The following is a 14326-nucleotide window of genomic DNA, read 5'->3' on the forward strand; positions in this document are numbered from 1 at the left end:
GCAACATGGACAGGCGTATGTTCTGCCAATGTTCGGAGTCTCGTCCTCGCTGGTCCTCTGGGCCTTGCCGCTCGGCCTGTTGGCAAGCGGGCCTCTGGCGGTGCGAACCGATCCTGAGACGGCACCCGCCGCCGGCCAGCCCGACGCGATCCAGCTGGCGCTGGGCGAAACCAATGCGCGGCTCACCGTGCCGGTCGCGATCACGCAGCAGGGGCCATACAACTTCATCATCGATACCGGCGCCGAGCGCACCGTGGTGTCACACGAGCTGGCGGCGCGGCTGGGGCTCGCCGCGGGAGCGTCGGTGCACGTCACCTCGATGACCGGGCGCAGCCTCGCCACGACCGTGATCGTGCCCGATCTCAAGATCGAGTCGATCGGGACCTCGCACCAGATCGTCGCGCCCGCCTTCGATGCCGCCAATATCGGCGCGGCCGGGCTGCTCGGCATCGATACGCTGCGCGATCACGAGGTGACGATCGACTTCGACACCGCGACGATGGCGGTGCGTCCCAGCATCAAGCGCAAGCGGGGCGAGAAGCACGATCCGGACGAGATCGTCGTTTCCGCCAAGGACCAGTTCGGCCAGCTGATCGTCACCGACGCTTATTACGGCAATGCCCGGGTGCAGGTGGTGCTCGATACCGGCTCGCAGGTGACGATGGGCAACGAAGCGCTACGCCGCAAGGTCGGCAAGAGCCTGGGCGTGCTGCAGACGATCGAGCTGACCAGCGTCGATGGCGGCAAGACGCTCGCGCAATATGGCCATGTGCCCGACATGCGGGTGAGCAATGTAGCGTTCGATGCGCTGCCGGTCGCCTTTGCCGAGGCCGAGCCGTTCAAGCGCTTCGGGCTCACCAAGCGGCCGGCGATCATGCTCGGCATGGATGCGATGCGCAGCTTCCGCCGGGTCGAGATCGACTTTCCGAACCGCCAGGTGCGCTTCTTCCTGCCGCGGGGCATGCGCGACAAGCGCGCCAATTTCGAGGCGCCACTGCTGCCGCCGGGCCTGCGGAACCCAGCCCGCGATTGACTTTACCGGCCGGGTCTGATTGGCCTGACCATATGACCACGCTTTCGCGCGCGACGCTCGCCGGGCTTCCTGCCGGCATCCTCCGCCCCGGCCATGACCTGGCCGCGATCCGCACCGGGATCGTCCATTTCGGGCCCGGCGCCTTCCACCGCGCCCACCAGGCCGCATTCATCGACAGGGTGCTCGATAGCGATCCGCGCTGGGGCATCGCGGCGGTGTCGCTGCGCAGCGGCACGACCACCGACGCGCTCAAGGCGCAGGACGGGCTCTACACGCTGGCGGTGATCGACCGCGCGCCCTCCACCCGCATCATCGCCGCCCATTCGGACGCGATCGGCCCGGGCGAGGGCGCCCGCCTCCGCGCGCTGCTCGCCAGCCCCGAGGTGCGGATCGCCACCAGCACGGTGACCGAGAAGGGCTATTGCCTGGGCGGCGACGGCACGCTCGACATGAATCATCCTGATATCGTCCACGACCTTGCCCGCCCCGAAGAGCCGGCGAGCGTGATCGGCTGGATCGTCGCCGGCCTCGCCGATCGCCGCGCGGCGGGGGTGCCGCCCTTCGCGATGCTCTGCTGCGACAACATGACCGGCAATGGCGGCAAGCTCCGCGCCGCCTGCGTGGCGCTGGCGCGCGAATGGGATGCGGGCCTCGCCGACTGGATCGCGGCGGAAGTGGCCTTCCCGGATTCGATGGTCGATTCGATCACCCCGGCGAGCGACGCAACCTTCCTCGCCAAGGTGGCGGACGCGCTCGGCGTCGACGACAAGGCAGCGGTGCAGCGCGAATCCTTCACCCAGTGGGTGCTGCAGCGCTTCGACATGGCCGACGGCCCCGATCTCGCCGCGGCGGGCGTCACGTTGACCAGCGATGTGCGCGGCTATGAGCAGGCCAAGCTCCGCATCCTCAACGGCAGCCATTCGAGCCTGGCCTATATCGGCCTGCTGCTCGGCCACGAGACGGTGTTCGAGGCGATGTCGGATGCCGCGCTCGGCAGCTTCGTGACGCGGCTGGCGCATCAGGACATCGCGGCGTCGCTGGGGCCGGTCGATGGGCTGGACGTGCCCGGCTATGTCGATGCGGTGCTGGACCGCTTCCGCAATCCCGCGATCCGGCATTTGCTGGCGCAGATCGCCTGGGACGGCTCGCAGAAGCTGCCGTACCGGTTGCTGGATACGACGGCGGCGGCGCTGGATGCCGGGCCGTCGGTCGAGCGGCTGGTGGTGCCGGTGGCGGCGTGGATCGCGTTCCTGGGCAACAAGGCCAAGGCGGGCGAAAAGATCACCGATCCGCTGGCGGATGTGCTCGCTGCGGCGGCGACCGATGCGGCGCCGGTAGAGGCGGTGCTGGCCCTGCGGCAGGTCTTCCCGGCGCGCGTCGCCGAGGAGGCGCGGTATCGCGAGGCGCTGGGGGCTGCGTTCGCCGCGATCCAGCAGGGCAAGCTCGGCGAGTTGCTGGCGGGCTGAAGATCCTCCCCCGTAGGGCGAGGGGGACCGCCGCCGAAGGCGGCGGTGGAGGGGTGTCCCGGTCAACGTGGCTCGCGCCATCGCAGCGTCGACACCCCTCCGTCGCGGTCCGCGCGCCACCTCCCCTTTCAGGGGAGGATCACCGAATCACCGCGCCTGCCGCCGGGTATACAGGTACAGCCCCGCCGTCAGCGCCAGGAACAGCGCGGTACCCCCCGCCAGCGCCACGCCCGCGAACCCAGGCCCGACCAGCGCCAACGGGACTTCGCTCCCGGTCTCGTACACGATGCCCGCGTAAAGCACCCCGAACAGGCTGTCGCCGACGATCATGCCGGTTGCCATCAGCACGCCCATGCGCTTGACGAACTCGGGGTCGCGCGCGCGTTCGGCGGCGCGGTCGTAGAACCAGCCGATCACCGCGCCGATCACCACGGTCAGCGTCACCCCCATCGGCAGGTAGATGCCGAGGCCCACCGCGAGCGGCGGCAGGCGCAGCTTCGAGGTTCGCGCCAGCACCTCGTCGACCAGGATCACGCCCGCGCCGATCGCCGCGCCGATGCCGATCAGGTCCCAGCGCAGGTCGCCGCCCAGCACGCCCTTGGCGAGCGACGAGATCAGCGCCGCCTGCGGGGCCGGCAGCGCATCGGCGCTGGCCCCCGCCACGCCGGCAAAGCCGAACGAGGCGTTGAGCACGCTCAACACCGGCGGGATGACCAGGCTGCCGAAGATCACGCCGAAGATCAGCGCCACCTGCTGCTTCCACGGCGTCGCCCCGACCAGCTGGCCGGTCTTGAGGTCCTGGAGATTATCGTTGGAGATGGTCGCCACGCCGAACACGATGCCGGTGACGATCAGCGCATAGGCAATGAGGGCCTGGGTCGTGCCGGGATCGAGATCGCGCCCGTACAGCCCCACCAGCATCAGCGAGGCGGCGACCACCGAGAGGATGCCGATGCCCGACACGGGGCTATTCGACGCGCCGATAAGACCGGCCATATAGCCGCACACCGAAGCGATCACGAGCCCGACGACCAGCACGAACGCCAGCGAGCCCGCCACCAGCAGCCCCGCCGAGGCGGAGAGCGGGCCGGCCGAAAGCACGCTCCACAACAGCCAGCCGATCGGCAGCAGCATGCCGAGCGTGACTACGGCGACGATAGTGATCGGCAGGTCGCGCTCGCCGATCGGCACCTCCGCACCGCTGCGCGCGGCGGCCGAGGCGGCGAGCGAGGAGCGGATGCCGCCGATCACCGGTCCGATGATCTTAAGCAAGGTCCAGATCGCCGCCATCCCGATCGTGCCCGCGCCGAGAAAGCGCACCTCGCTGCGGAACACGGTGTTCGCCACCGCGTCCGCCGCGCCCGGCATACCGGCGCTCAGGATCGGCAGCGCGATCCACCAGCCGATCGCGATGCCCACCAGGATGGCGATGCCGACGGTGAGGCCGATCAGGTGGCCCGCGCCGATCAGCGCGAACTGCAGCCCGCCGATGATGCCGGTCGAGCCCGCGCCCGCCTTGAAGAACATGGCACCTTCCTCGGCCGCCAGCTTCATCCGGGTGACCAGCGCGAAGCCCGCCGCGGCGACCGCGTTGACCACGATCACCTTGAGCCCGCGCGCGCTCTCCTCGGCACCCTCGCGGCTGCCGGCGCCGACCTGCAGCACCTCGGCGGCGGCGCGGCCCTCAGGATAAGGGAGTTCGGGCGAATCGACGACCAGCGCACGCCGCAGCGGCACCGAGAACATCACGCCGAGAATGCCGCCGAACATCGTGATCGCGGCGGTCTCGACATAGGGGAAGCCGTTCCACCAGCCGATCATCACGAGGCCCGGCAGCACGAAGATGATCGCGGCCAGCGTGCCCGCGGCGCTGGCGACGGTCTGGACGATATTGTTCTCGAGGATCGTCGAGCCGGGGAAAAAGCGCAGGATCGCCATCGAGATCACCGCGGCGGGGATCGAGGTGGCGAAGGTCAGGCCGATCTTGAGGCCGAGATAGACATTGGCGGCGGTGAACAGCAGCGTGATCGCGCCGCCGAGCAGCACGCCGCGCAGCGTGAGTTCAAGCGGCGCGCGGGCAGGGGCAGTGGCCATGCGCTAGAGGCTCCGAAAGGGGGTGGGGGCGGGGCGTGCCAAACCGCGCCACTGCTGCACGCAGTGGTCCGCTCGGATCAGCATGGCATCCTCGCCGTCGCATTGCCGGCACCGTGGCACCGGCGACAGCGAAAGGACAGGCTTTTCCGGGCGTTCAGCCGCGGAACAGCCCGCCCAGCACCCCGCGGACCACCTGGCCCAGCACGCCGCCGCCGCCCTTGCTGCCGAACACCGCCTTGCTGACTTCGTTCGCCACCGCGCGTCCCGCCGCCGACGAGGCCGAGCGGGTGGCGGAGCGGATCGCGCGGTTCAGCGGGTTGTTCGCCGCCTCGCGCTCGGCCGCGATGCGAGCGCGTTCCTCCTCCTTGGCGCGGCGGGCATCTTCCTTGGCCTGGGCGGCGGCGGCCTTTTCGGCGGCGTCGCGGGCCTGGGCTTCGGCAGCCGCAGCGCTCGCCTCGGCGCGCTTGGCGGCGAGCAGTTCCTCGGCGGACTCGCGGTCGATCGCGCTGTCGTACTTGGCGCCGACCGCATCGGTCTCGACCAGGATCTTGCGCTCGTCCGCCGCCAGCGGGCCGACGCGCGAGGCGGGCGGGCGGATCAGTGTGCGCGATACCGGCGCCGGGGATCCGTCCGCCTGGAGCAGCGAGACCAGCGCCTCGCCCACCGCCAGCTCGGTGATCACGGTCGCCACGTCGAGCCCCGGGCTCGCCCGGAAGGTCTCGGCGGCGGCGCGGATCGCCTTCTGGTCGCGCGAGGTGAAGGCGCGCAGCGCGTGCTGGACGCGGTTGCCGAGCTGGGCGACGACGTCCTCGGGGATGTCGATCGGGTTCTGGGTGACGAAATAGACGCCGACGCCCTTCGAGCGGATCAGCCGCACCACCTGCTCGATTTTCTCCAGCAGTGCCTTGGGCGCATCGTCGAACAGCAGATGCGCCTCGTCGAAGAAGAAGACGAGCACCGGCTTGTCGGGGTCGCCGATCTCGGGAAGCGTCTCGAACAGTTCGGAGAGCAGCCAGAGCAGGAAGCTGGCATAGAGCCGTGGGCTCGCCATCAGCTTGTCGGCGGCAAGGATGTTGATCACGCCGCGACCGATATCGTCGTGTGCCAGGAAGTCCTGGATGCTGAGCGCCGGCTCGCCGAAGAAATGGCTGCCGCCCTGCGAGCGCAGCTGGAGCAGCTGGCGCTGGATCGCCCCGACGCTCTGCTTCGAGACGTTGCCGTAGGTGGTGCTCAGTTCCTCGGCGCGCTCGGCGCAGTGCGCCAGCATCGCCTGGAGATCGTCAAGGTCGAGCAGCAGCAGCCCCTCGGCGTCGGCCACATGGAAGGCGATGGTCAGCACGCCTTCCTGCACCTCGTTGAGGTCCATCAGCCGCGCGAGCAGCAGCGGGCCCATTTCGGAGACGGTGGCGCGGATCGGGTGGCCCTGCTCGCCGAACAGATCCCAGAGCTGCACCGGCATTGCCTGGTACTTCCAGCCGCTGTCGCCGATCGCTTCCGCCCGCGCGGCGAAGGCGGCATGCGGCTTGGCGAGCGGCGATCCGGCCATGCCGAGCCCGCCCAGATCGCCCTTCACGTCGGCCACGAACACCGGCACCCCGGCGGCCGAAAAGCCCTCGGCCAGGCCCTGCAGCGTCACCGTCTTGCCGGTGCCGGTCGCCCCGGCGATCAGCCCGTGGCGATTGGCCCGGCGCAGGTTCAGCTCGATCTGCGCGTCCCCAGCTGCACCAACGAAAAGGCCCGTCTCTTCCGCCATTTCCTGCTCCTCTTGTGGGGAGCCGGCATAGGGAAGAAACGGGCCCTGGTCAGCCGCTTTTGCGGCGGATCAGTTCCCGGCGAGACCGACGGGGATATAGTTGCCGATGTTCTTGCGCTGGACGTAAAGCACCACCTGCTTGCGGCCCGCGGCCTTGGCGGCAGCGGCGGCCTTGGTCAGGTCCGCCGAGGTGCGCACCGGCTGCTGGTTGATCGAGACGATCACATCGCCGCGCTGCAGGCCCTTGCCGGCCGCATCGCTGCTCGGATTCACGCCCAGGATCACGACGCCGCCGATCGAGGGGTCGACGCCGATCGAACGCGCGATCTGCGGGGTCAGCGGCGTCACGCCGATGCCGAGCAGTGCGGTCGGCGCGGTCGCCGCGCTGCTGCCGTCATCGCCGTCATCGCCCTGCGCGCCGTCCTGATCGTTCGGATCGAACTGGGCGAGCTGCTCTTCCGGCGGACGCGTGCCGACCGTCACGGTGACGGTCTGGCGCTTGCCGTCGCGGAGCAGTTCCACGGGGATGCGCGTGCCCGGCGTGACGTTGCTGACGATGTAGGACAGCGTCTGGTCGGGGGTCACGTCCTTGCCGTTGACCTTGACGATGACGTCGCCCTGCTTGATCCCCGCCTTCTCGGCCGGCTGGCCGGGCTCGACGCGGGCGACCAGCGTGCCGCGGTCCGACGGCAGGCCGAAGCCGGCCGCGAGATCCTTGGTCAGGTCCTGCATCGCGATGCCGAGATAGCCGCGCGTGATCGTCTGGCCCTTCATCAGCTTGTCGATGATCGGCTTGGCTTCCTCGGCCGGAATCGCGAAGCCGATGCCGACATTGCCGCCGGTGGGCGACAGGATCTGCGAGTTGATGCCGATCACGTTGCCGTTGAGGTCGAACATCGGGCCGCCCGAATTGCCGCGGTTGATCGAGGCATCGGTCTGGATGAAGCGGTCATAGGCGCCGGTGCCGGTGACGCGGTGCGTCGCCGAGATGATGCCGGCGGTGACGGTGCCGCCCAGGCCGAACGGATTGCCGATCGCCAGGATCCAGTCGCCGACGCGGGCGCGCGCCGAATCGCCGAACTTGACGAAGGGCAGCGCGGTGCCGTCGATCTTGAGCACCGCGAGGTCCGACTGCGCATCATGGCCGATCAGCTTGGCCTTGAAGTCGCGGCCGTCGGCCAGCGTGACGGTGATCGATTCGACCACCGCGCCCTGCGCACCCGCCGAGATCACGTGGTTGTTGGTGACGACATAGCCGTCGGCCGAGATCACGAAGCCCGAACCCAGCGATTGCGCCTCGCGGGTCACCGGCTGGCCCTGGCCCTGGCCGAACATCTCGAACGGCGTGCCGGCGAACGGATTGGCGTTCACCTTCACGCGCTGCGTGGTCGAGATGTTGACGACGGCGGGCTGGAGGCGGGCGACGAGATCGGCGAAGCTCATCGGCGCGCCGGCCTTGGGGGCCACCGCCTGGATGGTGCCCGGCTCGTTCTGCGCGGTCTGCGCGCCGGCCGGCTGGTTGAGCGAAAGCGCGGTGGCGGCGCCACCCAGCAGGATCGCGGTAGTCAAGGCGTAGGCGTAACGCACGGGGTCATTTCCTCTCGAAAGGAATGGTGTTCGTCTCAAACCGCGCTTCTACCCAGCGCGGCTGAACCTGATTTGAATATGAACGAGCGGACAGACTCATCGTTGCCCGGTGAACTCGCGCAGATACTCATTGCTCGGCGACAGGATGATCTGGCTCTCGCCCTTGGCATCCGGGCTCAGGAAGGTGGTCCGGTACGACTGCATCGCGCGGTAGAAGTCGTAGAATTTCGGATCCTTGTTGAACGCCGCCGCATAGATCTGCGCCGCCTGCGCCTGGGCGTTGGCGCGGATGATCTGCGCGTCCTTCAGGCCCTGCGCCTTGATCGTCTCCGCCTCCTGGCGGCGTGCGGTGGCCATGCGGGTGAGCGCGCTGGTCAGCGGCGAGCCCGAGGGCAGCTCGGTCTGCTTGATCCGCACGTCGACGATCTGCACGCCATACTGGCTGGCGAGCCGCTGGAGCGAATCCTGGACATTGTCCATCACCTGGCCCCGCTCGGGGCTGAGCAGCGTGCTCGAGCGGCGCTTGCCCAGCTCGTTGCGCAGCGATGAGCGCAGCAGCGGCTGGAGCTGTTCGCGCAGCCGCTCCTCGGTGCCGACGGTCACCACCATCCGCAGCGGATCGGTGACGCGGTAGCGGGCATAGGCGTCGATCTCGAGCCGCAGCTGGTCGGTCGACAGCACGGGCTCGTCGGGCAGGTCGACGTCGAGGATCCGCTTGTCGACCCAGACGAGGCGGTCGACGAACGGGATGCGGAACACCGGGCCGGCATTGGTGCGGCCGAAGCCTTCCCCGTCCTTGTAGGCGTTGACCGTGCGGTACGGCTTCTCCAGCCGCAGCACGACGACCTGCTTGGTCTCCGGCACGATCGCCACGGTGCTCATCAGCACGATCAGCACCACGATCACCGCGACGACGAGCGCGATCGGATTGCGGGCCCAGGCCATCACTTGGCGACTCCCTTATCCTGCGCATCGGCCGGCGCATTGCCCCGGCGCAGCGCCGGCAGCGGCAGGTAGCTGTTCACGCCGGGTGCCTCGACGATCGTCTTGTTGGTGTTGGCCAGCACGGCCTCCATGGTCTCGTAATAGAGCCGGCGCTTGGTCACTTCGGGGGCCAGCTTGTACTGTTCGTAGATCTTGTCGAACTCGGCCGCCTCGCCCTGCGACGCGGCGATCACGCGCTGGGCATAGGCATTGGCGTTGTTGCGGTTCGATTCGGCTTCCTGCTGCGCGGCGGTGACGGCCTTGAAGTCGTCGTCCACCTGTGCGGGTGCCGCGGCCTTCTGGATCGCGACGCCCTGGATGCGGATGCCCGCGCCATATTCGTCGAGGATCTTCTGCATCGCGACCTGGGCCTCGGCCTCGATCTTCGAGCGGCCCTCACCGATCGCCTCGTTGAGCGTGGTGTTCGAGATCACCGCGCGCATCGCGCTTTCCGCCGTGGCGCGCACCGTCTCGCGCGGATCGGCGATCTGGAACACATAGGCAGAAGCACTCCGCACGTCCCAGCGGACCGAATAGGCGAGATCGACGATGTTCTGGTCGCCGGTCAGCATCAGGTTTTCGCCGCTGTTCGGGAAATTCTCGGTGCGGATATTGCCGACATCGACGACGTCGACCAGCTGGAAGGGGGCGGGCAGGGTGAACTGGATGCCCGGATCGAGCGTGCCCGAATAGCGGCCGAGGAACGTGACCACGCCCTTCTCGCGCGGCCCGATCGGGTGGATCGAGGTGTAGAGCACCCACACCGCCAGCAGGCCGGCGAGGATCAGCAGCCACAGCCGCGCGCCGGTGGGCACGCCGGGCAGGCCGCCGCCACCGCCGCCGCTCCGTGCCCGCCGCCACAGCTCGTCGAGCGCGCTGGGCGAGCCGGTGCGCGAACGCCGACCCTCGGGCGGGACGGACCACGGGTTGCGCGGGCCCCCGCCATTGCCGTCATCCTTGTCCGGGCCGCCGCCCCAGGGGCTTTTCGGCGGCTCGTTGTGGAAGGTGCCGGACAGCGCGTCACGGCCAGAACTATTCACCATGCCGACCTTTATAAGCAGGGCGACGCGGATTTACAGTGGCGTCGGACGATTGTGTACCTATGTGCCGCGGGATGACTGACCCGCAGGACCTTTCCGCCGCCCTCGCCCCCGTCTCCGCCGGCCGCGCCACCGTGCGCCTCGAAGGCGGCCGCGCCAATGTCGTGCTCGACGTGACCGGCCTCGCGCCCGAGACCCGCGACGCGCTCGAAGCCGAGGTGCGCAGCGCCGCCGCCGCGCTGCCGGGCGTCGCCGAAGTGCGCATTCTCCTCACCAGCGAGCGCCGCACGCGCCGGATTCTCGCGGTCGCCAGCGGCAAGGGCGGGGTGGGCAAGTCGACCGTCGCCGCCAATCTGGCGATCGCGCTGGCCCGGCGCGGGCTCAAGGTCGGGCTGGTCGATGCCGATATCTACGGCCCCTCGCAGCCAAAGTTGCTGGGCGTCGAGGGCGTGAAGCCGCAGGCGCGTGACAAAGTATTGCTGCCGATCGAAACGCCGTTCGGGCTCAAGATGCTGTCGATGGGCGGGCTGGTCGCCGAGGGGCAGGCGATCGCCTGGCGCGGGCCGATGGCGGGCGGCGCGCTCGGCCAGATGGTCGATGCCGACTGGGGCGATACCGAGCTGCTCGTACTCGACCTGCCGCCCGGCACCGGCGACGTGCAGCTGACGATGATCCAGAAGCACAAGCCGGCGGGGGCGGTGATCGTCTCCACCCCGCAGGACCTCGCGCTGATCGACGCGACCCGCGCGATCGACCTGTTCAACAAGGCCGGGGTGCCGATCGTGGGTCTTGTCGAGAACATGGCGGGATACTGCTGCCCGCATTGCGGCTGCGTCTCCGATCCGTTCGGCAGCGGCGGGGCGGAGAAGGCGGCGGGCGCGCTCGGCATTCCGTTCCTCGCCCGCATCCCGCTGGCGATGGAAATCCGCGCCGCTTCGGATGCAGGCACGCCCCCCGCCGCCGGAGATACGGAGTCTTCCGGATCCTTTGTAACGCTCGCCGATTCGGTCTATGATTGGCTAAAGAGGTGATGCATGCCGCTGACGCGTGACGAAGACATCCGCACCCTGCTCGAGGAAACGCGCATCATTGCGATGGTCGGCGCGTCCGATCGTCCGAATAGACCCAGCAATGGCGTGATGGTGCTGCTCCAGCGGCACGGCTATCGCGTGATCCCGGTCAATCCGCAGATTACCGGCGAGCATATCCATGGCGAGTTCGTCTTTCGCGAACTGAGCCAGATCGGCGTGCCGATCGACATGGTCGACATCTTCCGCAAGTCCGAACACGCGGGCGCGGTGGTGGACGCGGCGATCGCGGCCGGTGCCCGCTCGATCTGGATGCAGCTCGACGTGATCGACCATGAAGCCGCGGCGCGTGCCGAGGCGGCCGGGCTCAAGGTGGTGATGGACCGCTGCCCGGCGATCGAGATCCGCCGGCTGGGCCTTGCGCCGCTCGCCGCCGCCTGATCGCAGCGCGCGCTAGTTTCACTCCGTCATCCCGGCGGAAGCCGGGATCCATTGGGGTCTCCGTTACGGCTCTCGCTGCTAACGAGAGGCGACTGGATTCCGGCTTTCGCCGGGATGACGGCAGGGTGGGCTTGCCGTCAGGCGGCTAGAGGCCGGCGAGGGCCTCACGCAGCTTCGCCACGTCGCGAGCATCCTGGTAGATACCCAGTCCGATCCGCAGCACGTCGCCGCGCACATCGGTAACAATCTCGTCCGTCAGCAGCGCCGCCTGCCACGCGGCGGCATGCGGGCTGCGCAGCGCCACGAAGCGGGCCTGAGGCGCGTCCGGCGCGGCGGGGTTGATCCGCTCGGCGTCGAGGGGGAAGTCCGCCAGCAACTGCGCGCGGAGCGGCGCGACATGGGCATTGATCGCCGCCGTGGTCAGCCCCTCGCGCGCCAGCATCTCGCGCACCGCGACGAAGCGGTAGAGCCCCGACGGATCGAAGGTCGCGCCGAGGAAGCGGCGGGCGTCGGGCGCATAGCCGATCCGGCCCGGCGGCAGCGCCAGGTCCTCGAACTCGGCATACCAGCCGGTGATCTCCGGCCGCGGCCCGAAGCCCGGCGGCGCGTGGAGGAAGCCGACGCCTTCGCCCGCCATCGCATACTTGTACCCGCCCGCGACGTAGAACACCCGATCCGCCACCGCCGACAGATCGGTCTCGACGGCCATGAAGCCGTGATAGCCGTCGATCAGCACCCACGGCCCCTCGGGCCGCGCCAGCGCCGCAAGCTCGGCGACGCCATCGAAGATATGGCCGGTGCCGAACTGGACATGGCTCGCCACGATCAGGTCGAAGCCGCCCCCCCGCGCCGTCGCGACGATCTCCTCCATCGGTACCCGCGTGACCACCGCCGTGCCCGCTTCCTCCCAGCGCAGCGATTGGCGGCGGAAGCTGTGGAACTCGCCGTCCGTGGCGAGGATGCGCAGCGGCCGGCGCGGGGCCATCGCCGAGACGATCCGCAGCAGCAGTTCATGCGTGTTGGAAGCGAAGACGACCGTCGACGGATCGGGCAGGTGCAGCTCGGCGGCGACATGCGCCTGCGCGGCGGGCCAGATTTCGTCCATCACCCGGCCCCATTTGCGGTCGGCGAGCCGCGCGGCATCGTCCCACGCCGCCTGCTGGCCGAGCCACGAGGCGTCGGGCCACAGATGATGGCTGTGCGCGGCGAAGTGCAGCCGGTCGGGGGCGGCGGCCAGCGACCGCTGGAACAAATGCTTGAAGCTGCTCACAGGTCGGTCCGTAGCGACCAGAGTTCGGGGAAGGCGCGCTTGGCGAGCGTCGATTCGAGATAGGAGACGCCCGGCGTGCCCCCGGTGCCCATCTTGCCGCCGATCACCCGGCTGACGGTGAGGACATGCTTGTGCCGCCACGTCGCCATCGCGTCGTCGATGTCGACCAGCTTCTCGGCGAGCTGGTAGAGGTCCCAGTAGCGATTGGTGTCGCGGTACACCTGGCCCCAGGCGGCGCGGACATCGTCGTTCGGCTGATAGGGCGTCGGCCAGTCGCGGTGCAGCACGGCCTCGGGCAGGTCGAAGCCGGCGGCGGCGAGCGCGGCATTGGCATCGTCCCACAGGCTCGGCAGCGCGGCGGCCTCGTCGGTCAGCGGCCCCGGCACCCCGCCGCCGCGCAGGCCCAGCATCGTCTCGACCGCGCGGAACTGGTCCGACTGGAAGCCCGAGCTGCCGCCGAGCACCGAGCGGAAGCGGGTATAGTCGCTGGGCGTCATCGTCGCGAGCACATCCCAGCTCAGCGTCATCACCGCCTGGATGCGGCTCACCCGCGCCAGGCCCTTATACGCCTCGATCAGCTTGCCCGCGCGGACCAATTCCTTGGCGAGGTGCAGCTCGGCGAGGATCTGCTTGAGCCACAGCTCCTTGGTCTGGTGGATGATGATGAACAGCAGCTCGTCATGCCGGTCCGACAGCGGATGCTGGGCGGCGAGCAGCTGGTCGAGGGCGAGATAGCGCCCATAGGTCATGCCTTCGGTCATGGGCGCGACGCTAGCAGCGGGGCGGGAAACGGCAATGGGCGAGGGGCGGCTTCACCACCCGGGAGGACAATTCACTCTGCAGCCGCCAATCACAGCGAACGATGTAAATGCGGGAAGCGAGAGTGAGAGCCCTTCGCCTATCCGAGCAAACCCAACGAAGATAGGCGGGAAACGTCCGCGGCGAGAGCATCTCGCCATGCCAAATCTCGATGTCTAAAGCCGTAGCCGGCCTCCAGAATTTCGCCGATGATCCGTGAAACAAACTTACCAATGTCCGGTATGCCGGAAACCTCGATCGCCCATCCCATCGGCTCAAAATGCACGAACTGGTTGCGCACTTCATCGTGGAATCGCCTAATCCAAGTGAGCTCCCTATCGGAAATTGCGATGCCCGCACTGTTGCTGCGGTCACCCGCCGAATACGGCTTGCGCACGGCTTTCAGAAGATCAGGTAGAGACATTAACTCGGTGCGAGGCATTTCCGCCGCGGGATTAGTACGACGCATTTCAACAAACGATATCCACTCAGCAGCATTGCGTTTCGTCACCGCCCCGACCGGAGCCAGGGAAGTTGTAAGGTGGCAGACGCACGCTCCTTGGAGTGCCGAATGCAATGCGAGCGCGAACCATTTCCAAGCCTGCGAATCGGATTTGACGTAATCGATGCAGCGCAATACATGCCGGAGCGACCCCGCAACATCCTCCGTTTCATCGGAGTGAATCCAGAGATCTTGCTCCACCGTCATACTTGCTTCGCATAGGCTGCCAACCAGCGGATGAGAAGATGGTTCTAAGTCACATGCCTCAACCGCTTTGAACCGTTACCGCTACCACCACCAGTCCCCCTACCAACCTCCCCTTTCCCTCCC

12 protein-coding genes are annotated in these 14326 nt (G+C 68.4%); 4 read left to right on the top strand and 8 right to left on the bottom strand.

Annotated features, from left to right (window positions below; genetic code table 11):
• Positions 1-28 precede the first annotated feature (28 nt).
• Together ABIC65_RS14405 and ABIC65_RS14410 are read left to right on the top strand one after the other, a co-directional pair.
• Positions 29-1033, top strand: a complete 1005-nt coding sequence (locus ABIC65_RS14405; protein WP_354309645.1) for a retroviral-like aspartic protease family protein — start codon at positions 29-31, stop codon at positions 1031-1033.
• A 32-nt stretch (positions 1034-1065) separates the two neighbouring features.
• Positions 1066-2499 (top strand): mannitol dehydrogenase family protein, encoded by a 1434-nt coding sequence (locus tag ABIC65_RS14410; protein WP_354309647.1) that lies wholly within the window; start codon positions 1066-1068, stop codon positions 2497-2499.
• Positions 2500-2646: 147 nt separating this feature from the next.
• On the opposite strand, the gene ABIC65_RS14415 is transcribed toward ABIC65_RS14410, so the two are convergent.
• From ABIC65_RS14415 to hflK, 5 genes are all read right to left on the bottom strand, one after another.
• Positions 2647-4593, bottom strand: coding sequence for an OPT family oligopeptide transporter (locus tag ABIC65_RS14415; RefSeq protein ID WP_354309649.1), 1947 nt, complete (start codon positions 4591-4593; stop codon positions 2647-2649).
• A gap of 154 nt (positions 4594-4747) precedes the next feature.
• On the bottom strand, positions 4748-6346 hold the full coding sequence (locus ABIC65_RS14420; RefSeq protein WP_354309651.1) for a helicase HerA-like domain-containing protein: 1599 nt from the start codon (positions 6344-6346) through the stop codon (positions 4748-4750).
• A gap of 69 nt (positions 6347-6415) precedes the next feature.
• Positions 6416-7933 carry a Do family serine endopeptidase gene (locus ABIC65_RS14425; RefSeq protein ID WP_354309653.1) on the bottom strand — a complete coding sequence of 506 codons (1518 nt, stop codon included), beginning with the start codon at positions 7931-7933 and terminating at the stop codon, positions 6416-6418.
• Positions 7934-8029: 96 nt separating this feature from the next.
• Entirely contained in the window at positions 8030-8878 is an 849-nt protein-coding gene (gene hflC, locus ABIC65_RS14430) for a protease modulator HflC (RefSeq protein ID WP_354309655.1), read from the bottom strand.
• Positions 8878-9960 (bottom strand): protease modulator HflK, encoded by a 1083-nt coding sequence (gene hflK / locus ABIC65_RS14435; RefSeq protein WP_354309656.1) that lies wholly within the window; start codon positions 9958-9960, stop codon positions 8878-8880. Before hflK ends, hflC begins: the two co-directional genes overlap by 1 nt.
• Before the next feature lie 71 nt (positions 9961-10031).
• Between hflK and ABIC65_RS14440 the strand changes: the two genes are divergently transcribed.
• On the top strand, positions 10032-10988 hold the full coding sequence (locus ABIC65_RS14440; RefSeq protein WP_354309658.1) for a P-loop NTPase: 957 nt from the start codon (positions 10032-10034) through the stop codon (positions 10986-10988).
• Between the two features lie 3 nt (positions 10989-10991).
• The gene (locus tag ABIC65_RS14445) at positions 10992-11426 is read left to right on the top strand and encodes a CoA-binding protein (protein ID WP_354309660.1); all 435 of its coding nucleotides are present in this window, start codon (positions 10992-10994) and stop codon (positions 11424-11426) included.
• A gap of 145 nt (positions 11427-11571) precedes the next feature.
• Here the strand turns inward: ABIC65_RS14445 and ABIC65_RS14450 are convergent, their stop codons facing one another.
• From ABIC65_RS14450 to ABIC65_RS14460, 3 genes are all read right to left on the bottom strand, one after another.
• Positions 11572-12696: an aminotransferase class V-fold PLP-dependent enzyme gene (locus ABIC65_RS14450; protein ID WP_354309661.1), complete on the bottom strand. Its 1125-nt coding sequence runs from the start codon at positions 12694-12696 to the stop codon at positions 11572-11574.
• Positions 12693-13457: a tryptophan 2,3-dioxygenase gene (locus ABIC65_RS14455; protein ID WP_354309663.1), complete on the bottom strand. Its 765-nt coding sequence runs from the start codon at positions 13455-13457 to the stop codon at positions 12693-12695. Before ABIC65_RS14455 ends, ABIC65_RS14450 begins: the two co-directional genes overlap by 4 nt.
• A gap of 137 nt (positions 13458-13594) precedes the next feature.
• The gene (locus tag ABIC65_RS14460; RefSeq protein WP_354309665.1) at positions 13595-14203 is read right to left on the bottom strand and encodes a hypothetical protein; all 609 of its coding nucleotides are present in this window, start codon (positions 14201-14203) and stop codon (positions 13595-13597) included.
• Positions 14204-14326: the final 123 nt, after the last annotated feature.

Source organism: Sphingomonas trueperi (genome assembly GCF_040545665.1).
Taxonomy (GTDB): Bacteria; Pseudomonadota; Alphaproteobacteria; order Sphingomonadales; family Sphingomonadaceae; genus Sphingomonas; species Sphingomonas trueperi_B.